Raw genomic sequence first — 18,597 nt, forward strand, 5'->3', positions numbered from 1 at the left:
CTGCTGCTGATTCCACATACAAGTCTAGGTGATCGGCCATCGCCCAAGACCGCCGCTGTTCACTGACTGATCCCTGATCGTCCCCCGACAAGCCCCTGAAGTCGTATCTGCCACGTCACATCGCGGTCCCCGAAACCCAGCCCAGGCCACATTCAACGAAGGACCTGCAGGGGCACGCGAGACCGAGCGGCTAGACTGACCCCATGACCGACCTCACCCAGATTCCCGTGCCCAACGAAGGGCCGATCACTGACAAAGTCAAGGAAATCTACGAGCGTTCCTTCCCGCCCGAGGAGCAGATCCCCCTTCCCGAGCTGCTGACAAGCACCCAGCTGGACGAGGTCTCCTTCCTCGCGTGGATCGATCCGTCCCTGTCCGCAGGCGAGGACGGGGCTGGCAACATGGTCGCCCTGACCTTCTCCTTCGTCTTCCCCGACCTGTTCTATCTGGGTTTCCTCGCGGTGGACGGGCGCACGCGCAGCGCGGGCTACGGCTCGCGCATCCTCACCCACTTCCGCGAGCGCTACGGCGACGTGCCACAGCTGCTCGAGATCGAGCCGGTGGTGCGCGAGGCCGGGAACTACCAGCAGCGCGTTCGCCGCTTGGCGTTCTACGAGCGCAACGGTTTCACGGTGACGAACATGCTCACGCACGAGGCCGACCAGACCTACCGGGTCCTGGCGCGCAACGGGATCGTGAGCCCGCAGCGCCTGGAGGAGGCGCTCAACTCGGTCACGGACGACCCGGCGTACGCGTCACGAGTGACGACGGACTGACGCGCTAACCTCGCTCGGCTGACGCCGCAGCGATGATCAGTTGTCGACGCCGCGGCTGGAGACCAGCAGGATCTCCTCGTTGTCGAGTCGGGCGAGGGCACCTTCCAGGGCCGCCGAGGAGAAGATGCCCTCGTCGCGGGCCTGCAGGAGGGCATCACGCTGAGCGTGGATCGCCTCCAGAGCAAGTTCACGGATCTGGTCGCGCGTGAAGGAACGCTCAACCTCTTCCTCGCTCATATCGACGGTGCCGTGGCCATCGTCGTCGTCGCCATCGGACTCAACGTCACGGGTGGCAGCGGTCTCGAGGTCGTCGTCTGCACATTCGGGACACAGCCCATCACGCGTCGCCCCCTCCTGAGCGGCGGCATCCTGAAGGATGTCCATGAGGACGCGGTCAGCGGCGTGCGCAGTCCGCGTTTGCTCCCCCGTGGCCTCGTCAGTAAGGGCATGTCCCAGCCGGGAGAGTGTGCGCGAGACACCCGCGGAGAGCAGGGTCTTGCCGTCAACCTCGTGGATCGCCTGCGCGAGGGCCGTATCCACCAGCGCGGAGCCCATCACCTTCAGGAGCCTTGCGCGCTCCTCCTCGGAAATATCTCCCGTTGCCATCTGCGGTTTCACGAGACGAATCAGCGCCGGCAGGGTCAGGCCCTGGATGACGAGAGCACCGGCCGCGATGAACAGCGCGATCGAGAGCAGGAGCGCACGCATCGGGGCGTGCGTCGAGATTGTTTGCGCGGCGGCCAGGGTGATGGCACCACGCATACCGGCCCACACGATGACGCTGCCCTCGCGCGGACCCAGCGGTTCGTTCTCGAAGTAATCCAGGTCGGATCCGCGCATGGCGTTGCGGCGCGCGCGACGCTTGAGGCGGCGACGGTAGTGATTAAGTGCGTTCGCCCAGTGCTCCGGGCTCAGGTTGCGCGCTTCGAGCATGTCGGCGTCGACCTCGCAGGCCTCGTTCATGCGCTTTTCGAAGCGTTCGATACGCGTGCTCTCAACCTCGTAGCGACGCTTGCGGTGGGTGCGGCGGTGATCCAGCCAAGCGAGCATGACCGCGATGAAGACGGCTCGAATGACCATGATGAGCGCGCCGAGGGTGACGGCAAGGAATGCCGCGAAGGCCAGGCCTCCGGAGAACGCGGCGGTCTCCTCGACGATACCGAAGGCCTGCAGGCCCATCGCTAGGAAAATCCCGCTCTCCAGGACGAGGGTCATGGTCTGCCAGTTCTGCTGGGAGAAACGCCTGTTCGCCGCGGAAATCGTGGCGGCGCGGCGGCGTGAGACGACCAGGCCGGCGACGACGGCGGCGACCAGGCCGGAGCCTCCCAGGTGCTCGGCCGGGATCGAGGCGATAAAGGGCATCGCAAAGGAGAAGACCGTGTCGGCCGAGGGCTCCTTGATGTGGGCGCGCACACGCACGCCGACCTCGCCGACGACCCAGCCAATCGCAGCTGCGATACCGAGCGCAAGAGCGACCTTACCGATGAGCAGGCCCGGGTTGAGGGCGTGTTCGTCTGCGGCCAGGCCGGCGTTCATCGCGGCGGACAAGAGGACGAGCGAGGTCGCGTCGTTGAAGAGGCCCTCACCTTCAAGCACCGTAATGATGCGGTGGGAGACACCGGAGCGTTTCGCGATCGACACGGCGACGGCGTCGGTTGGGGACAGGACCGCGCCCAGGGCGACGCCCCACGGCAGGGAGATCGCGGGCACCAGCCAGTTAATGACGAATCCGACCGCGAAGGCCGAGAGGAAGACGAGGGGGATCGCGAGCATCGCGACGGCCTGCATCTCGCGGCGAAAGTCCATCGTCGGCATGCGCACGGCGGCGGAGAAGAGAAGCGGGGGGAGAACCATCTCCAGGATGATGTGTGGCTCGACTTCGATGGCCGCCACCTGGGGCAGGAAACCGATCGCCAGTCCAACCGCCAGGAGGATCAGGGGGGATGCCACGCGCACCTTGGGTGCGACGAATTGGCACGCCACGATGATGAGCATTCCGGACAGGGCGATGAGAAGGGGATCCACGGGTCAATTGTATTGCGAGCAACCCCGCCAGCGTCGTTGCCATCTCACTACAGCGGCTACGCGTGCCGCGAACTCACGCGGAACACCACACCCCACCTGCCTGGCCTCTCCACCAGCCCCGGATGTCAAACAGATGCACACGAGCAGAGCACGTTCTACAATTGACGCATAGGTTCATAGGTTCAAGGAGGTTCTCATGACCGCTTACGACCACTCGTCGGGGTACACCTACGGCACCGATGCTGTCCCCACGTCTCCGCTCACACTCGAGGATCTACGCCAGATCGAGGCCGCCGCACACGTCCAGCCCGGTGATGCCGAGCTGCTCGCACGAGCAGAACCCATCCTGGCGCCACACGCCATGGAAATGGTCGACACGTGGCGCGGGATTCTGGCTCAACAAACGTATCTGGCGGCACATTCCGCGCACCCGGACGGGCAGCCGAACCCCAAGTACGCGCAGGCCTCGAAGCCGCGCTTCGCCCAGTGGATCATCGACATGTGCACACGCGAGCGGGACCAGGCGTGGTTGGACTACCAGTACCTGATCGGCGCACGGCACATGTCCGCAGCGAAGAACGCGGCGGATGGGGCGGACTCGACGCCATTCGTGCCCCTGCGCTACGTGCTCGCCTTCATCGCGCCCACTGTGGAGGTCGGGCACCGTCTCCTTGCGGAGGGCTTCGAAGGCGAAGAACTGAGCGCCGTCCGCGACGCCTGGACTCGCGCTGTCACTGTCGCCGTGACAGTGTGGGCGTATGCCTACCGAGATCACCCCGAGCAGTTCTGATCCGACGCTCGCCACCTACGACTCCCCCATCGGTCGCCTCACACTAGCCGCGCGGGACGGTTCGCTCGTCGGTGTGTGGGTGGCCGGGCAGCGCTTCTTCGGTCGCCTCTATGGCATCAACGAGGTCGTAGCGCCCTCCTCGGTCGATCTGACCTCGCCTGATTCCCGGGGCAGCGTCCACGCCGAGGCCGGGTGGGACGAGGCCGACGCGCGCGTGCTTCGAGCGGCAGCATCATGGTTGGATGACTACTTCGCGGGCGAGGCCCCCTCCCCCGCGGCCGTCCGTCTCGCGCCTGCGGGCACGGACTTTCAAAAGCGTGTGTGGGAGGAGATGGCCACTATCCCCTACGGCGCGACGCGCACATACGGGCAGATCGTCAATCAGCTGCGGGGCGCAGGCATCCCCGCATCAGCCCAGGCGGTCGGCGGCGCCGTGGGGCGTAATCCCCTGCTGCTCATCCTCCCCTGCCACCGAGTCGTGGCCGCCAGCGGCCCGGGCGGATACGCGGCCGGAGAGCACGCGAAGGCCTGGCTGCTTGCGCACGAGGCGGCCACGGCCTCGTCGGTGAGCTGACTCAGCCGTTCGACCGATCGGCCTCGAGCGCTTCCTCGATCAGGGCCTCGTCGACCGGCAGCGCCGCGCGAGCGTAAGCGGCGGCATCATCCTGAGTGTCGGCAATCTGCTCGGCGATCGATCCAGCGTCCCGCCTCAGTTCCACGCCGTTGACGATGGAGGCGCGGGCGAGGGTGCGTGCCTGGGCGCGGTGCTCGTCCGTGTACTCCAGGTCGTCGGCGTGCTTGCGCACGAGCAGGCGAATGAGCTTGCGACGCAGGTTCTCCTCGCGCAGGACGGAGGAGCGCTCGCGCAGCCAGCCGACCGCGAGGACGACGAGGAGGGCGACACCCAGCCAGCCGATGATCGGGTACATGCCGCCGATCAGCTTCTTGAAGCCCATGAGCGAGGCCGCGTAGCCCACGGCGACGACGCCGACGAGGACGATGCGCATGCGCCCCGTCGAGCCGCCCGAGAAGCGGCGCGCCGTCGAGTAGAAGAGCGAAAAAACCGTGTTGTAGATGAGCGCGAAAATGATGAGCGTGTAGACGAAGGCAAAGGCCGGGTGGATCGAGCGCGCGATCTCGAGGGCGGGAACGTTCACGTCCCAGACGCGATCCATGTTCAGGTATAGGCACAGGGCGTCCGCGCCGATGACGAGCGCGATGATGGTGCCGCCGACGCGACCAGCGCGGCGGGCCTCGCCGATGCGCAGCACCGAGCCACCGAGCACAAAGGCCATGGCAATGCCGTTGACGACGCACAGCGCGAAGTAGTTGATAGTGGAGAGCCACAGGTTAGGCAGGGCGGGAGTGACCTTGGTGGCGGCGGCGTTGAGTTCGGCGACGCCCGGGTGCGGGGTGGCCAGCGAATAGACGGTGAGGATCGTGATGGCTACGATGATCATGGGCGTGAAGACGCCGATCACCTTCATGATCCGGTCGAAGTCCAGGAAGGCCGTGAGAACGACCAGAACCGCGCACAGGGCGCTGCCCGCCCACGCGGGTAGACCGAACTGCTGCTCGAGGTTCGCGCCCGCACCCGCGAGCATCACGAAGCCCATCGCAAAGCCCGAGAAGACGAGCACGACGTCGATGACGCGACGCAGCGCAGGGTGGGTGATGCGTTCGAAGACCTCGTCATGGTGGCCGGATCGGTAGTAGGAGCCCAGCTGGAGCGCGACGACGCCGAAGACGACGTTGAGGACACCCAGGACCGCGATGCCGATCAGGCCCTTCGCGCCAAAGGAGAGGAAGTACTGGAGCAGGTCCTGGCCGGATGCCAGGCCCGCGCCGATGATGACTCCCACGTAGGCGAAGGCGACAGAGAGGTACTTCTTGGACATAGGGTTCTTCCGGTTGCGAACGTTTCACGAGGCCGAGGCCTCTTGTCCACCGTAGATGCTTCGTGTGGGGATGGGAACGCCCATGGGGGATTGTTCACGCTCAGTAGGGCTCATTCAAACACAAACGTGTACACAATGTACTAAAATGCCACTATGAACACACTTGCTACGACGCTGTCGACTCGCGAGCTGCGCGCAAACCTCTCCGACATCCTCGGGCGAGCCTCCTACGGCGGCGAACGTATCGGAGTGACGAAGAACGGCCGCCTCACGGCGATCGTGATCGGCGTCGATGACCTGTTGGCCTTGGAAGAACTCGAGGATGCACGCGATCTCGCGGCCTTCCGCGAGGCGGTACGCAACGACGACGGGCAGCGCGTCAGCCTGGCCGACCTGCGCGCTGAACTCGACGCGTGACGATGTACCGCGTCGAATTCACATCGGCGGCGGCGCGCAAGGTACGCAAGCTGGACCGCCCGGTGCGCGCCCGCCTGCTGGACGCCATCGAATTGCTCGCCCACTCCCCTCGCCCCGATGGAGTCAAGAAACTCACGAGCACGGAGAATGCGTGGCGCATCCGCGTCGGCGACTACCGGATCATCTACTCAATCGAAGATGACGTCCTCGTCATGACCGTCGTGCGCGTCGCACACCGCCGCGAGATCTACCGCTCGTAGCATCACTTGCCATCGAGGAGCTGGATCGGCGGACGCGGGGCCTTCATCGCGTTGATCGGCGCCTCAGGATCCGCGTAACCGAGCGTGAAACCAGTGATGAAACGATAGTGCTCGGGAATCTCGAACTCGGCGTCCACGGGCTCGCGCCAGGTGGCCAGGATGCCGACCGGGCAGGAGTCCACTCCGCGAGACTTCGCCGAGAGGAACAGGGTCTGGAGCATGAGGCCGGCGTCCATCGCGCTCCACGGGAGCATGTCCTCGTGGACGAACACGAAGCCCATGACGGGCGCGTCGAAGGCCACGACGTTGCGGCGATTGACCCGGTTGCGCCCCTCGATGTCGCCGCGCTCGACGCCGTAGATCCCGTAGAGGAGCTTCGCGACCTCGATCTGGGCGGGGCGCAGCTCGTCCGGGTAGCGCTTGCGCACCGGGTAGTCGCCGTCGGGGACTGGGATCTCCACGGTCGGATCCTCTGCCTTGCACGCATGGGCCTCGATCTCCTCGTCGAAGAGGCGTCCGTAGTGTTCGCGCAGGCGCTGGGCGCGCTCGCCGGTGGCCAGGGCCAGGCGGAACGCGCGGGTGTTGGACCAGCTGGGCGCGGTCGTCGCGTCCTTCAGGATCGCCTCCAGGACGCGGGCGGGAACCTCGCGGTTCGTAAAGGCGCGCGTGGAGTGGCGCGAAGCGGTCAGGGCGGAAAAATCGTTCATCTCTTCGTTGAGTGTCATACTCTGAGGCTACCCCTGTGATTCCGCCGAACATTGGGACAATCCACCAACTGGACGCGACTATCGGACAAAAGCCATTGATGACCGCGGTTTCGGCACTCAGTACAACACCCCGAGTGTATGTAACGCACAACACAGCATCTCGTCGTGACGTCATCAACCATCGTGACATCTAACAAGTAGCGTGCAGCCAGCCTCACCGCCGGCATCACGCTGCCACACGTCCCAACGTCCGACCTGAAACACACTGACATCGTCGGACCCTCACGAAGGAATACATCATGCTGTCACTAATCGGAATGGTCATCACCGGCGCCGTCCTCGGCGCACTTGCACGACTCATCATGCGGGGTGAACAGAGCATCTCCATCCTGTGGACCATCATCCTCGGCGCGGTAGGCGCGCTCATCGGAGGCACGATCGCCAGCTTCTTTGGCGTTGCCGACACCAGCGGCATCGACTGGATCAGGTGGGCCCTGTCCCTCGTTGCCGCCATCGGCGCGATCTCGGTCTACCTCAAGCTCGCCGGTCGCAAGTGAACAGCACTCACTGACGTACCCCCGAATAGCAATGCCACCAACCTAGTGGCATACGCCGCATAAGAATGTCGTGAGGTTTTCATAACCTGAGGCGTCTTCTTCATAGCGCGGCAATCATGACGGGCAGCACGACAAGTCAATCCGGCTACGCACTGGCCGACCAAGGAGCCACCACGGCACCTGACTCACCACTTGCTGATCCGCGCACAACCCCGTCCAATCATCTCTCGAACAAACGAAAGAGGCTCACATGAGCAAGAACGCCATCCCCCAGACCGGCCAGCAGCGCGAGCGCAACGAGAACGTCGAAGAGGAAAAGACCCTGCGCGGTCCCCTCCAGACCGAGCACGGCGTGACGACAATCGACGAGAACGTGGTCGCCAAGATCGCCGGAATGGCCACTCGCGAGGTGCCCGGTGTCTACGACATGGGCAACGCCGTTCGCCGCGCCTTCAGCGCTGTCACCGACCGCATCCCCAACGCCCAGACCAACGTCGCCGGCGGCGTGAGCGTGCAGAAGGGTGAGACCCAGGCTGTCATCGAGATCACCATCGTCATCGAGTACGGCGTCTCGATCGTTGAGGTCTCCAACGCGATTCGTCGCAATGTCATCGAGCAGCTTGAGGGCACCACCGGCCTTGAGGTCGTCGAGGTCAACATCAACGTCACCGACGTCCACCTTCCTGACGAAGACGCTGACGATTCCGAACCTGCCGACCTCAAGTGATTCACCCCGACGCTCTGATCTGAGGAATATCTTATGAAGACAACGCACCTGGCCCTCCTCACGGGCCTGTTCCTAGGTACCATTCTTGCCTTCGGCTCTTTCGCCGACTTCGTTCTGGTCGCCCTCTGCGGTCTAGTCGGATGGGGAGTAGGCCTTTGTCTGGAGGGCCGGGTCGATGTCCGAAGCCTCCTGGATCGGCGAAAGAAGTGACGATGGCGACCGCGACCCAGCGCGCAATCGCGCAGCCGGGACCCCCCGAGGACTCTCACCCGTCCTGGGAGGACCGCGGCACCACGACCATTCCCTCCCGAGTCGTCTCCCGGATCGCTGCCGAAGCAGCCTACGAAACTGCGAACGTTGGCTCGAACGCAGGTGGACTCCTGGGAATCGGCGCGCGCCACAACTTCCATTCACGACCCGAAGCGACGTGTGACATCTACGGTCAGGTGGCCGTCATCCACCTGAACCTGGGCCTGACCTTTCCCGCGCCACTATCCTCCATTGTTGAGGATCTGCGCGCACACGTATGCCGTCGAGTTGAAACACTCACTGGACTGACCGTCAGCAAAATGACGATCGAGATCTCCTGGCTCCATCCGAGCAGCCACGTTAGGAAGAGCCTGACATGAGAACACCAGTTCCCTCACTGATCCGCCTCCCCTCCCGCACCATCCCGAGCATCATCCTCGCGCTGCTGCTCCTCACGGCCGGAGGGCTGGGCGCATGGATCACAGGACACAGGATCATCACCGGAAGTTGGCCGACACCCGCAGCCACTGCTCTATCCGCTATCGGCTCGGCCCCTGTCGGCTCCCCCGCAGCTCTTGCGGTCGCCCTCCTTGTCGCGGTCTTCGGACTCTCGATGATCCTGTCGGCACTGTGGCCGGGACTTCCCGGGCGCCTCGAGATCCTTCCGGATGATCTTCCCGGACAGACCGCGGCGAAGCGCCGCGACCTGGCGGACCTCATTCGCTCTCAGGTTGAGCAAGTTGACGGCGTCCACTCCGTCGCCGTGACCATTCGCCGCTCCCGCGTCGATGTCCTGGTCCTCAGCGTCCTGGATAACCTCGCCCCGGTGCAGGATGCCGCCCGTCAACAGACCAATGAGGCGCTGGCTTTGCTCGCACCCGTCGGCATTTCACGCAGCCGCGTGCGCGTCCAGCAGACGCGATGAAGGAGAAACCAACATGCGTTCAGTTTCTGGTGCTTTCAACCGGATCATCTTAGCCACCTTCGGTCTCGCTCTCGTCGCAGCGGCGTCATGGCTTGTGGCCTCGGGCCTCGGTGCTGGCCGCTACTGGCCAGCCACCGACCGTTACCTGGTCTCCGCTCAGGATTCTGTCAGCAGCATCATCGCGCCTCTCACGCATTCGAATTTGCTAATCCCGATCGGTGCACTGCTGTCGTTGTTCGCGATCATCGCGGGAGCATTCGTGCTCATTAAGCAGATTCCTCGCAAGGCTGCCGCTTCTCCCCTGAGAATCACGGGTTCCCAAGGCTCACTAGTGGCCTCCCTGGCTCCCGATGTCCTCTCCCAGGCGCTTTCTGAGAGGGCACAGGAGATACCCGGCGTCGAACAGTGCTCAGTCTGGGTGGCAGGGTCCCACAAGAACCTGTGGGTTCAGGCAGACATCACTGTCTCTCGAGACAGTGCGGTCGAATGGGCTGTGTCTGCGCTCAGGAATCGACTCAACGAGGACATCGCAACGTCCCTCGGTGCTGCTCCTCGACAGATCGACGTCCTGATGAATCTGAACAGTCCAGCACGTTCACATAGCCGATCAGAAGCCGTGACAGGACAAGGCGCCCCCGTCATTGACGGGACGATCGTTGACGCCTAAGGCACAGGGCGAGGCACTATCAATGCCTCGCCCTGGACGACCTTATTCACGGTACGATGGCATCATGACCACCTCGTCCGGCGCGTCCCACGACGACCGTTGTCTCGTCCTGCGCGCTCAAGACGGAGACATCGGCGCTTTTGAGAAACTCGTCAATCGATATCAGGGCCGATTGTTCCGATCGGCCTACATGATCGTACGCAACCGCCAGGACAGCGAAGACATCGTCCAAGAGACACTCATTCAAGCCTGGCGGAGCATTCACCTGGTCCGCGAGCCAGCCGCTTTCCGAGGATGGCTCTTGCGGATTTGCACGAACAAGGCCACCAGCCTGATGCGTAAACAGCGACGCCGATCGACCGACCCTTACGACGCTGAAAGCCTCGAGACCGCGAGTAACACTGCGCAGGCCTCTGCGAACAATAGCGCCGATCCAGCTGACTCCAGCGAAGTGAACGCACAGATCAAAGCGCTGGCCGACATCTTAGCTTCTGTGCCTGCGAACCTGCGTATCGTCTGGGTACTGAGAGAAATTGACGAGATGACGTACGAGGAGATAGGCCAAACCCTCAACCTGACCGTTCCGACCGTTCGAGGGAGGCTGGCACGCGCCCGCTCTCTCGTCATGCGCAAGATGAAGGAGTGGTCCTGATGCGTGGCGCGAAAAAGCTATCCAACAACGTCCGGAACTCAGCGGCGTCGGCACGTTCTCTCGTTCATTCCCACGAGCAAGACGATGCAAACACCCAGAAGTACTTGCAGGTGATCGCATCTCTACACAAGGAATGGGATGAATTGGAGGCGCAGGGCAGCTCATCAGTGATGCCCCGTCGCTCCCTCATGGACGCCATTGCAGCCGAAACCCGACACGGATCCCAGGTGGAGATGCCGGAAACGGATCTCGGCCCCTACAGCATGTCCGAGTTTTCATTGCGGGCACTGATTCGAAAGACCATCGATGCCGTGCCCGGCGCACGGGCATTGCGTTCATCTATGACGCACGCCCCCACCAGCAAGGAGCACCGAGGCCTCGGAGTTCCTGAGACCATCTCCTGCCGGATCTCCGCGCACATCAGCGTCGACAACCTGCCGCTTCTCGCTCAGCAGGTCCGTGATGCCCTCCGGGCAGCTTGTCGTGAAAACCTGGGGGTCTCGCCCATTGTCAACATTCACATTGAGGATCTCCACGATGACGACTAGCCCCTCAGCGGCCGAGCTGGTCCACCTCGTTACTGCTATTCCCGGGGTTCGAGGAATCGAGCCGGGACTCGCCAGCACGTTAAAAGTGATTGGTAAACGCATGCAGCAGCAGGAGTCTCAGCAGGACCGTTTCGGCATCATCATTGAAGAAGGTACAAACAGGGCTATCGTCGAGGTCGGCCTCGACGAGTCTCGGCCTGTCAAAGAGATCGTGCGTGACATCCAAGAAACCGTGATCCGCTCCCTCACCGAGCCGGACGCACGGGACAATGAGGCTGTGAGCGACGAAGACTCCGAACACGTCGACAACCCTCCGGGGCACCGGGTCACAGTGCGGGTCCAGTCGCTTCTCTAGGCTCTCACCTCGGCGAAACGCACTGACGCACGGCTTGTGACCTGACGATCGGAGACGATGCCCTACCGCGCCAGCGCCTCCTCGAAGGCCACAACGTCCTCCTCGGGAGTGGCCCAGGACGTGCCGATGCGCGCCAGGTATCGGCCGTCAGGCAGCGTCTCCCAAATACCGTATCGGACCTTGCGCGACAGCCTCTCGTGCCCGGCCTGGTCGAGGGCCACGAAGGTCAGGTTGGTGGGCGAATCCATGGTGACGACGTAGCCGGCGCGCTTGAGCGCCCCTCGGATGCGCGCGGTCGCCTTGACGGCGGGCTCGCCGATCGTCAGGTAGAGACCGTCCTCGAAGAGCGCCTCGAACTGGACGCCGAGGAGACGCCCCTTGGCCAGCAGCGCCCCGTGCTGCTTCATCTGCGTGACGAACTGGCGGATCGAGCCCCGGGTCGGAATGACGACCGCCTCGCCGAAGAGTGCCCCGCACTTGGTGCCGCCGATGTAGAACACGTCGGTGAGCCTCGCCAGGTCGGCCAGCGTCACGTCGTTGGCCGGGGAAGCCAGCGCGTAGGCCAGGCGGGCGCCGTCCACGAAGAGCTTCAGGTCGCGTTCGCGGCACACGCGCGAGAGCTCCTCCAGTTCGCGGCACGTGTAGAGCGTTCCGTACTCGGTGGGCTGGGAAATGTAGACGAGGGCGGGGGCGATCATGTGGTCGCGCGCGCCGTCACCCTCCCACGCCGAACAGATGCGCTCGACATCGGCTGCGTTGATCTTTCCGTCGACGGCCGGAGTGTCGAGGATCTTGTGGCCGCCGCGCTCGACGATGCCGGCCTCGTGCATGTTGATGTGGCCGGTATTGGGGGCGATGACGCCCTGCCAGGGCAGGAGGATCGCGTCGATGACGGTCGCGTTCGTCTGCGTGCCGCCCACCAGGAAGTACACGTCGGCGTCGGGGGTGGCGCAGGCGTCGCGGATCAGTTCGCGGGCGCGCTCGCAGTGCTCGTCGGTGCCATAGCCGGCGGACTGTTCCATGTTGGTGGCGACGAGGGCGTCGAGCACCCTGGTGTGCGCGCCCTCCTGGTAGTCGCTAGAGAAGTTCGGCAGCGCGTGGGAAGAATTCACGCAGATATTATTCCACGCGGAGGCCAACATGGTTGCCGATACACTATGGGTTTTGCTGCCCTGCTGGCACCGGGCCTATCCTGGCAGGGGTGGGCCAAGCGCCCAACCTCAACGAGGACCACACGGGGAATAGGAAACATGGCGACACGAAGCAACGCCCGGGAAGAATCGATCAATCGCGACTCACAGGCCTATTGGAACAAGCGGGCCGCGACGTTCACACGCAACGCGACCAGCGACTACGAGAATTGGCTCTTGGGCCACCTGTCTCTCGATGAGGCGGACACGGTTCTCGACATGGGGTGCGCGACGGGCACGCTCGCCGTTCCCCTCGCCCGCGCGGGGCACCGCGTCCACGGCTGCGACTTCGCCGAGGCCATGCTCGCGATCCTCGACGAGCGCGCGGCAGCAGAGAACCTACCGATCACCTCCCACCTGCTCGCGTGGGAGGACGATTGGGAGGAGGCGGGCCTCGGGCATAACAGCGTAGATGTCGCCTTCGCGTCACGCTCCCTCATGAGTGGAAACGTTTTCTCCGCAGTACGCAAGCTCGACGCGGCTGCCCGCTCGCGGGCGGCGGTCGTCGTGCCCGACAGCCTGCTCCCCTCCCGCGACCCGCGTCTGCTCACCTACCTGGGGCGCTCGGCGAGGCACCCGCGCGTCGTCCGCGAGATAATCCGCGCACTCGCATCCCTGGGACGTATCCCGATTTTCGCGACCACACGAACCTTCCGCCCGATGAGGTTTTCTTCCTTCGACGAGGCCCGCTCGGACCTTCGTCGCCTGGCCGGCCCCGAGCCTTTCACCGCGCGCGAGCAGCGGCTTTTCGACGCCTACGCGACCCAGCATCTCACGCGCAAGGTCGTTCAGTCCCCCACCGGCGAGGACCGGCAGATGTGGGTTCTCGACTACCCGCTGCCGGTCACCTGGGTGTTCATCGGGTGGCGCACCGACGGGCACGCGTGGGCGTAGGCAGCCCCGGCCTCGTTCTCCTTAGTCCGCGTCAGGGCGGCGCCTGCGTGCTTTGACCTCTGAGCGCCTCTTCTTGTCAGCGAGGCGGCGCAGCTTCGACCCCCGCGTTGGCTTCGTGGCCCGCCTCGGGACGGGCGGGACGAGGGCCAAACGCAGAACTTCGGCGAGGCGCTCGCGCGCGGCGGCGCGGTTGCGACGCTGGGAGCGATGCTCGGCCGCGGTAATCGTGAGGAGCGTTCCCGTCAGGCGATCCCCGAGAACAGACAGGGCACGCTCGCGCTGCTTGTCATTCAGCGCGACTGTCGCAGCAAGATCCAGGCTGAGCTGCACGCGCGAATCCGCCGTATTGACGCCCTGGCCGCCCGGGCCCGAGGCGTGGGAGAAGCGTTCGACCAACTCCCCCGCGGGCACGACGAGGCCACGCGGGCAGCCGGGCCCAGCGGGAATGCACAGATCGTCCATGCGTTCCAGTGTGCACCACGCGCCGCACCCCAGCCTCGTCAGGCGAGCAGAGAGGCGACGCGCGCTTTCAGGTCAGGCAGCACGTCGGCGGCGAACCAGGGGTTCTTCTTCATCCACATCTGATTGCGCGGCGAGGGATGCACCAGCGGGAAATACGTGGGCAGGTAGCGCTTGTAGTCGCGCACAACCTCGGTGAGCGAGGCCGAAGACTTCAGACCGAGGTAGCGCCTGGTGGCGTACGCGCCGACGAGGATCGTCATCTCCAGCTTCGGCATGAGTTCGAGCAGGCGCGGGTGCCACGTGTCGGCGAAGTCCTTGCGCGGAGGCAGGTCGCCGCTCTTTCCCGTACCCGGGAAGTAGAAGTCCATGGGGACGATCGCGAGCTTCCCGGACTCATAGAAGGTGTCCCTATCGACGCCCATCCAGTCGCGCAGGCGGTCGCCGCTGCGGTCGTTCCACACGACGCCAGTCTCTTCGGCGACGCGCCCGGGTGCCTGACCGACGATCATGATGCGACACTCGGGTCCCGCGTAGAACAGCGGCCCCACGCCTCGCTTCGTGTACGAGGCGTTGGCCGGGTCTGCGGCGATCTCCTCGGCGATTGCGCGGACAGCTGGGTCGATGATCTCGGGTGTCATACCCCTAGGGTATGCCCGCCCCACGAGCGCGCGGCCCCCGGCGACTGGCAGGTCACACTAGTCCGACTCTGGAACGCGGGCGATATCGGTGCTCCCACTCGGCGCGAGGTCACCGCGCTCGACAGCAGCCTCACGGGCTTTCTGTTCAAGTTTGCCCAGCTCGTCGACGGTGTAGCGGAGGTGAGAAACGCCTTCATTCAGGCTTTGCCTCAGTTTCTTCTCGTCTTTTTCCTTCGCGCCCTTCAGAGCATCAATCGTGCGCTTGTCCGCGTCAATCGCTCGTTCCAAGCGCGCCTTCGAATCCTCGATAGCCCTCAGTGCCTGCGCCGGGCTTTCCTCAAGAAGCACCGAACACTGGGCGAGCCACTCGATACACCCCTGCTTCACTCGTTCTGCGTAGTCCTTGCTGAACGCCCCCACCAGGGCCGCTCCACTCGACGCTGCCGTCAGGCCAAGAACCGCGCCTCCTCCCGTGATTATCGCGGTTCCACCCGCCATACCGAGGCCTCCCGCAGCAAGGGAACCACCGCCTACCCACGCGAGGCTCGCACTGGTCAGCGCAGCACCGCTCAGTCCAACCACGGCCTCGCCGGCTAGGACGGTCGCGATCGCGGGAGCTGCCACGGCCGCCACCCCACCCGTGGCAACGGTTGCAGCCACAGCCGCAGCACCGCGCACCGCCCACTTCGTGTAGGTACCTGAGAGCCACCGGTCGTAGGACGCACGCGCACTCTTCAGCCGCTTGAGCGTCTCCGAATCGATAACATCCTGGTCGGAGGTGAAGACATCGGTGAGCCACGTCTGGGAGAGGGAGAGTTTCTTTTCCGTGGCGTAGGGGCGGTACGCGAGCAATTGCTGGGCAATGGCCAGGCGAACGAGTTCCCCATCCTCCCCTGCGCACGCCGCCTCCAACTCGCGGTAAGCATCGGCGGCGTCAAGGAAGTACTCCCCCTGGCTCCCATCGTGTGCGATTCGCTGCCTGCGCACCCAAGCGCCGATCAGCACTTCTTTGCGCTCACGCTGTTTGTCGTTCTTCTCGCGGCGACAGTCGTCCTCGAGCCACAGCATGCGTAGCGACTCGACGACACGCTGAACCTCCTCACCCATGGGCGCATGCACGGCCACATCCGTGCCCATCTTGCTCGCCTGACACCGCTCCCACCACTGTTCGACATCCTCGTAGATGTAGGACCTGTCGGCCCATAGGGCGAAAGCAAAACGTCCGATCCCGACATAGTTGAGGCGCATGAAGAAAAGCGGGACTGCTCCCACCTCGCCACTCGCAGCCCCCGCGACCGCCGCACGCACAGCTGCGATAGAGGTATTGATGACCACGAAGGCACCGGAGGCAACCGTCAGCATACGCGTCAGCGCCCGGCTATTGAGGGGCAGGAATCGTGAGGGATTAATGCGTCCCAAGTCCTTGACGCTAGACACATCAGCGCGTCTGAGTTCATCGATGAAGCGCGTGATCGTGTAGAAGCCGCGGACAATACACTCGTTGGCGAGGACGGCGGGAACCTGCGTGAGGATCTGACTCGCCAGGCCAACCTCAGTCCGCAGATCGAAGCGCAGGGGGTTTCCATCCTGGTCCTTCAGGAGCGTACCGTTGAATGCCTTCGACACCCACTGCGAGAAGGTGGCGACCTTGTCCTCGTGCGCAATAGTCATGTCCCGGAAGAATGGCAGGGCCGAGGCCTCCTTGAGGAAGGAGAGAATCGGGCCAGGAATACCCGTGCCCGCGCCGGGGGTCGAGCTCGAGCCCGCCATGTCGCTGATGAGGTGGAGCACCCAGTTGAGGGTGCCGTAGAGGAACTTTTCCTCGACATTCCTGCCGAATAGCCTTCCATCCTTCAGAGCCTCGGCAGGCAAGTCAAAGATCGCGAAGCTCCCATCCGTCGTGGTTCCAAACCCTTTGCCGGTGAATTGCATGAGGATGGAGCACACGAGCCCCACGGGCGAGGCGTGATGCGAGAAATCGCGGAGGTGATGCTGGAGGCCACCGCCAAAGACATCGGTGAGTTTGTCTCCCGCGAATGGGAAGATCTGCTCCAAAAAGCGGATAGCGTCTGCGATGCTCGGATTCTCTTTCTTGAGTCCAACGCGTTGAGCCGCCCCGATAACGATTTTCTCGATTTTCTCGGCCCCGAACTTGCGCGCGTCCGCCAGGTTGAAGTCCTTTTGCCACAGGACACTGAGTGCTCCCATGAGAGTGCCGCTGGCTGCGGCAAAAACGTAATCTCTGGCTTGTGCGGGCGAGGTGTTGGGATCAAATTCGAACGCTTCGACCTCGTCCGCCTCGCCGGCCTCACTCAGGCTGACCTCATACGTCCCCTCGACTCGAACGTCCGTCAGCTGAGGAAGGGGGGTTTCAGAAAACACCAGGCGCTCGTTGTCGCCACGACGGATCAGGTCCCGGGTCATGTTTGCTCCCATGCAACTCGCGATAGATACCGGGAGACTATCACGGTAACCATCCGCACGTATCGACTCTCACTCAGCACTTCCCTACTCCTCCCCACTCTGCCCCCAAAATTTCGCACGTAATTCCCCGAGTTCCCATTTCACCAAGCCCCCAGAAACCCCGGAATTCCAACGATCACATTTGAAATCTATAAGGATCGGGGAGGGAATTACGTGCGGAATTGGAGGGAGAACGCAGTACAGAACCGGCCACGCCAACGAGTAGCAGCAGAGACACCACTTAGTAGCAACAGACACACCGATTGGTAGCGGCGGCCCAACCGGGCATACAGTGGAAGACATGAGGACAACCAGGTCGAGGCGAGGGCAGTGACAACACGATTCATGCGCCGTTCCAACAGGATAGGCATTATCGCTGCGTCGGTTGCGATCACGCTCTCCCTATTTGGCCTCGCGGGCCTGACATCGGCGGCCCTCCATCGAACCGGTCACGGCCAGAAGGACCCCGCCCCCGTCTCTTACGAGGAGGACGGCACGACCTCCGCGCTCGCCGTCCGGGCACTAGAGGGGTCGATCCAACAGATCACTTACGAGCAGGCCTACGAGGGCGTGACCTACGAGAAGGAGGCCCTCGTCTACGTGCCCGCGTCCTACACGCCGGGGGTTCCAGCGAACATCGTCTATCTGACGCACGGATGGTGGGGAACGGCCGACGGCCTGGCCGGGGGAGTGGCCCCCGTGGTCGATCAGCTGACCTCCGCAGGGTCGATCGCTCCCACGATCGTCGTATTCGCGACCTACTATCCGGATCGGTCGTTCGCGACCGAGGACTACGAGGACGACTACGCACTCAATCGCTTCTTCGCGACAACCGAGATCGACACGCTGATCAAGGCGGTCGAGTCTCGCTACACGACGTTCGCGCGTGGGGACACCTCGGACGAGTCGTTGCGCGCCTCACGCAGGCACCGCGCGTTCGGCGGTTTCTCGATGGGCTCGACGACCACGTGGGACGTGTTTGCCCTGCGCCCGCAGTACTTCTACGGCTACATACCGATGGCGGGCGAGTCGTGGATCGGGCGCGAGACAGACGCCGACACCGACCAGATCGCTCAGCTGATTGCCGCGGGGGCCGAGCGCGCGCACTACGGTCCGCAGGACTTCCGGATTCTCGCTTCGGTCGGGTCGGACGATCCCGCGCTGTGGGACATGATGCCCCAGCTGACGCAGCTGCAATCCGACTATCCCGACCTGATGACAGACGCGAGCCTGCAGCTGTGGATCGACGAGGGAGAAAACCACTCCATGACCTCGGTCCGCAACCAGGTCGCGCACGACCTGCCGCTCCTTTTCCCGCCCGCGTAGGGGATTCTCCCCGTTCACTGACAGAGTCAGCCCCGGCCTCGTTCCTTTTCTCAGGGACGAGGCCGGGGCTG

The 18,597-nt window shown here is 63.9% G+C and carries 22 protein-coding genes; 15 read left to right on the top strand and 7 right to left on the bottom strand.

Going from position 1 to position 18,597, the window contains the following annotated elements; all coding sequences use genetic code 11:
• The first annotated feature begins 203 nt into the window (after positions 1-203).
• Positions 204-776: an N-acetyltransferase gene (locus FOC40_RS09070; protein ID WP_003794047.1), complete on the top strand. Its 573-nt coding sequence runs from the start codon at positions 204-206 to the stop codon at positions 774-776.
• 36 nt (positions 777-812) lie between these two features.
• Here the strand turns inward: FOC40_RS09070 and FOC40_RS09075 are convergent, their stop codons facing one another.
• The gene (locus FOC40_RS09075) at positions 813-2,771 is read right to left on the bottom strand and encodes a cation:proton antiporter (protein ID WP_003794045.1); all 1,959 of its coding nucleotides are present in this window, start codon (positions 2,769-2,771) and stop codon (positions 813-815) included.
• Between the two features lie 226 nt (positions 2,772-2,997).
• On the opposite strand from FOC40_RS09075, the gene FOC40_RS09080 reads away from it, so the two are divergent.
• Both FOC40_RS09080 and FOC40_RS09085 read left to right on the top strand, forming a co-directional pair.
• Positions 2,998-3,591: a protoglobin domain-containing protein gene (locus tag FOC40_RS09080; RefSeq protein WP_003794043.1), complete on the top strand. Its 594-nt coding sequence runs from the start codon at positions 2,998-3,000 to the stop codon at positions 3,589-3,591.
• Positions 3,560-4,165 carry a methylated-DNA--[protein]-cysteine S-methyltransferase gene (locus FOC40_RS09085; RefSeq protein ID WP_003794042.1) on the top strand — a complete coding sequence of 202 codons (606 nt, stop codon included), beginning with the start codon at positions 3,560-3,562 and terminating at the stop codon, positions 4,163-4,165. The genes FOC40_RS09080 and FOC40_RS09085 overlap by 32 nt, the downstream gene beginning before the upstream one ends.
• 1 nt (position 4,166) lies before the next feature.
• Here the strand turns inward: FOC40_RS09085 and FOC40_RS09090 are convergent, their stop codons facing one another.
• Positions 4,167-5,489 carry a membrane protein gene (locus FOC40_RS09090; protein ID WP_003794041.1) on the bottom strand — a complete coding sequence of 441 codons (1,323 nt, stop codon included), beginning with the start codon at positions 5,487-5,489 and terminating at the stop codon, positions 4,167-4,169.
• Between the two features lie 153 nt (positions 5,490-5,642).
• Between FOC40_RS09090 and FOC40_RS09095 the strand changes: the two genes are divergently transcribed.
• Together FOC40_RS09095 and FOC40_RS09100 are read left to right on the top strand one after the other, a co-directional pair.
• A complete protein-coding gene (locus FOC40_RS09095) occupies positions 5,643-5,906 on the top strand; it encodes a type II toxin-antitoxin system Phd/YefM family antitoxin (RefSeq protein ID WP_003794039.1) in 264 nt (87 codons plus the stop codon).
• A 2-nt stretch (positions 5,907-5,908) separates the two neighbouring features.
• Entirely contained in the window at positions 5,909-6,166 is a 258-nt protein-coding gene (locus tag FOC40_RS09100) for a type II toxin-antitoxin system RelE family toxin (RefSeq protein ID WP_003794036.1), read from the top strand.
• 2 nt (positions 6,167-6,168) lie between these two features.
• Here FOC40_RS09100 and FOC40_RS09105 read toward each other — a convergent pair whose 3' ends face one another.
• Positions 6,169-6,891, bottom strand: coding sequence for a nitroreductase (locus tag FOC40_RS09105; RefSeq protein ID WP_003794033.1), 723 nt, complete (start codon positions 6,889-6,891; stop codon positions 6,169-6,171).
• 281 nt (positions 6,892-7,172) lie between these two features.
• Here FOC40_RS09105 and FOC40_RS09110 point away from each other — a divergent pair, with 281 nt between their 5' ends.
• The 8 genes from FOC40_RS09110 to FOC40_RS09145 all read left to right on the top strand — a co-directional run bounded on the left by FOC40_RS09110 (position 7,173) and on the right by FOC40_RS09145 (position 11,553).
• The gene (locus FOC40_RS09110; protein ID WP_003794029.1) at positions 7,173-7,430 is read left to right on the top strand and encodes a GlsB/YeaQ/YmgE family stress response membrane protein; all 258 of its coding nucleotides are present in this window, start codon (positions 7,173-7,175) and stop codon (positions 7,428-7,430) included.
• Positions 7,431-7,680: 250 nt separating this feature from the next.
• The gene (locus FOC40_RS09115) at positions 7,681-8,157 is read left to right on the top strand and encodes an Asp23/Gls24 family envelope stress response protein (RefSeq protein ID WP_003794027.1); all 477 of its coding nucleotides are present in this window, start codon (positions 7,681-7,683) and stop codon (positions 8,155-8,157) included.
• A 212-nt stretch (positions 8,158-8,369) separates the two neighbouring features.
• Positions 8,370-8,786: an Asp23/Gls24 family envelope stress response protein gene (locus FOC40_RS09120; RefSeq protein WP_003794025.1), complete on the top strand. Its 417-nt coding sequence runs from the start codon at positions 8,370-8,372 to the stop codon at positions 8,784-8,786.
• Positions 8,783-9,331 carry a DUF6286 domain-containing protein gene (locus tag FOC40_RS09125; protein WP_003794022.1) on the top strand — a complete coding sequence of 183 codons (549 nt, stop codon included), beginning with the start codon at positions 8,783-8,785 and terminating at the stop codon, positions 9,329-9,331. The genes FOC40_RS09120 and FOC40_RS09125 overlap by 4 nt, the downstream gene beginning before the upstream one ends.
• A 13-nt stretch (positions 9,332-9,344) precedes the next feature.
• Positions 9,345-9,998 (top strand): hypothetical protein, encoded by a 654-nt coding sequence (locus FOC40_RS09130; RefSeq protein WP_003794021.1) that lies wholly within the window; start codon positions 9,345-9,347, stop codon positions 9,996-9,998.
• Positions 9,999-10,062: 64 nt separating this feature from the next.
• Positions 10,063-10,650: an RNA polymerase sigma factor gene (locus FOC40_RS09135; protein ID WP_003794019.1), complete on the top strand. Its 588-nt coding sequence runs from the start codon at positions 10,063-10,065 to the stop codon at positions 10,648-10,650.
• Positions 10,650-11,198, top strand: a complete 549-nt coding sequence (locus FOC40_RS09140) for a hypothetical protein (protein ID WP_003794017.1) — start codon at positions 10,650-10,652, stop codon at positions 11,196-11,198. The genes FOC40_RS09135 and FOC40_RS09140 overlap by 1 nt, the downstream gene beginning before the upstream one ends.
• Positions 11,188-11,553, top strand: a complete 366-nt coding sequence (locus FOC40_RS09145) for a hypothetical protein (RefSeq protein ID WP_003794015.1) — start codon at positions 11,188-11,190, stop codon at positions 11,551-11,553. The genes FOC40_RS09140 and FOC40_RS09145 overlap by 11 nt, the downstream gene beginning before the upstream one ends.
• A gap of 62 nt (positions 11,554-11,615) precedes the next feature.
• Here FOC40_RS09145 and FOC40_RS09150 read toward each other — a convergent pair whose 3' ends face one another.
• A complete protein-coding gene (locus FOC40_RS09150) occupies positions 11,616-12,695 on the bottom strand; it encodes a threonine aldolase family protein (RefSeq protein ID WP_003794013.1) in 1,080 nt (359 codons plus the stop codon).
• A 108-nt stretch (positions 12,696-12,803) separates the two neighbouring features.
• Here FOC40_RS09150 and FOC40_RS09155 point away from each other — a divergent pair, with 108 nt between their 5' ends.
• Positions 12,804-13,637: a class I SAM-dependent methyltransferase gene (locus tag FOC40_RS09155; RefSeq protein WP_003794011.1), complete on the top strand. Its 834-nt coding sequence runs from the start codon at positions 12,804-12,806 to the stop codon at positions 13,635-13,637.
• A gap of 21 nt (positions 13,638-13,658) precedes the next feature.
• Here FOC40_RS09155 and arfB read toward each other — a convergent pair whose 3' ends face one another.
• From arfB to FOC40_RS09170, 3 genes are read right to left on the bottom strand one after another with little or no spacing between them, the layout of a single operon-like run.
• Positions 13,659-14,099 (bottom strand): alternative ribosome rescue aminoacyl-tRNA hydrolase ArfB, encoded by a 441-nt coding sequence (gene arfB / locus FOC40_RS09160; protein ID WP_003794009.1) that lies wholly within the window; start codon positions 14,097-14,099, stop codon positions 13,659-13,661.
• A 38-nt stretch (positions 14,100-14,137) separates the two neighbouring features.
• A complete protein-coding gene (locus tag FOC40_RS09165) occupies positions 14,138-14,737 on the bottom strand; it encodes a uracil-DNA glycosylase family protein (RefSeq protein WP_003794008.1) in 600 nt (199 codons plus the stop codon).
• A gap of 57 nt (positions 14,738-14,794) precedes the next feature.
• Entirely contained in the window at positions 14,795-17,161 is a 2,367-nt protein-coding gene (locus tag FOC40_RS09170) for a hypothetical protein (protein ID WP_003794006.1), read from the bottom strand.
• 384 nt (positions 17,162-17,545) lie between these two features.
• Here FOC40_RS09170 and FOC40_RS09175 point away from each other — a divergent pair, with 384 nt between their 5' ends.
• Entirely contained in the window at positions 17,546-18,526 is a 981-nt protein-coding gene (locus tag FOC40_RS09175) for an alpha/beta hydrolase (RefSeq protein ID WP_003794003.1), read from the top strand.
• Positions 18,527-18,597 lie beyond the last annotated feature (71 nt).

This window comes from Schaalia odontolytica, assembly GCF_009730335.1.
Lineage (GTDB): Bacteria > Actinomycetota > Actinomycetes > Actinomycetales > Actinomycetaceae > Pauljensenia > Pauljensenia dentiphila.

Coding starts and splice junctions, on each gene's coding strand:
- FOC40_RS09170 (WP_003794006.1), bottom strand. CDS start 17,161: ATGACCCGGGACCTGATCCGTCGTGGCGACAACGAGCGCCTGGTGTTT.
- FOC40_RS09125 (WP_003794022.1), top strand. CDS start 8,783: ATGAGAACACCAGTTCCCTCACTGATCCGCCTCCCCTCCCGCACCATC.
- FOC40_RS09100 (WP_003794036.1), top strand. CDS start 5,909: ATGTACCGCGTCGAATTCACATCGGCGGCGGCGCGCAAGGTACGCAAG.
- FOC40_RS09085 (WP_003794042.1), top strand. CDS start 3,560: ATGCCTACCGAGATCACCCCGAGCAGTTCTGATCCGACGCTCGCCACC.
- FOC40_RS09105 (WP_003794033.1), bottom strand. CDS start 6,891: ATGACACTCAACGAAGAGATGAACGATTTTTCCGCCCTGACCGCTTCG.
- FOC40_RS09095 (WP_003794039.1), top strand. CDS start 5,643: ATGAACACACTTGCTACGACGCTGTCGACTCGCGAGCTGCGCGCAAAC.
- FOC40_RS09155 (WP_003794011.1), top strand. CDS start 12,804: ATGGCGACACGAAGCAACGCCCGGGAAGAATCGATCAATCGCGACTCA.
- FOC40_RS09130 (WP_003794021.1), top strand. CDS start 9,345: ATGCGTTCAGTTTCTGGTGCTTTCAACCGGATCATCTTAGCCACCTTC.
- FOC40_RS09110 (WP_003794029.1), top strand. CDS start 7,173: ATGCTGTCACTAATCGGAATGGTCATCACCGGCGCCGTCCTCGGCGCA.
- FOC40_RS09165 (WP_003794008.1), bottom strand. CDS start 14,737: ATGACACCCGAGATCATCGACCCAGCTGTCCGCGCAATCGCCGAGGAG.
- FOC40_RS09135 (WP_003794019.1), top strand. CDS start 10,063: ATGACCACCTCGTCCGGCGCGTCCCACGACGACCGTTGTCTCGTCCTG.
- arfB (WP_003794009.1), bottom strand. CDS start 14,099: ATGGACGATCTGTGCATTCCCGCTGGGCCCGGCTGCCCGCGTGGCCTC.
- FOC40_RS09120 (WP_003794025.1), top strand. CDS start 8,370: ATGGCGACCGCGACCCAGCGCGCAATCGCGCAGCCGGGACCCCCCGAG.
- FOC40_RS09150 (WP_003794013.1), bottom strand. CDS start 12,695: ATGTTGGCCTCCGCGTGGAATAATATCTGCGTGAATTCTTCCCACGCG.
- FOC40_RS09115 (WP_003794027.1), top strand. CDS start 7,681: ATGAGCAAGAACGCCATCCCCCAGACCGGCCAGCAGCGCGAGCGCAAC.
- FOC40_RS09145 (WP_003794015.1), top strand. CDS start 11,188: ATGACGACTAGCCCCTCAGCGGCCGAGCTGGTCCACCTCGTTACTGCT.
- FOC40_RS09070 (WP_003794047.1), top strand. CDS start 204: ATGACCGACCTCACCCAGATTCCCGTGCCCAACGAAGGGCCGATCACT.
- FOC40_RS09140 (WP_003794017.1), top strand. CDS start 10,650: ATGCGTGGCGCGAAAAAGCTATCCAACAACGTCCGGAACTCAGCGGCG.
- FOC40_RS09080 (WP_003794043.1), top strand. CDS start 2,998: ATGACCGCTTACGACCACTCGTCGGGGTACACCTACGGCACCGATGCT.
- FOC40_RS09175 (WP_003794003.1), top strand. CDS start 17,546: ATGCGCCGTTCCAACAGGATAGGCATTATCGCTGCGTCGGTTGCGATC.
- FOC40_RS09090 (WP_003794041.1), bottom strand. CDS start 5,489: ATGTCCAAGAAGTACCTCTCTGTCGCCTTCGCCTACGTGGGAGTCATC.
- FOC40_RS09075 (WP_003794045.1), bottom strand. CDS start 2,771: ATGCTCATCATCGTGGCGTGCCAATTCGTCGCACCCAAGGTGCGCGTG.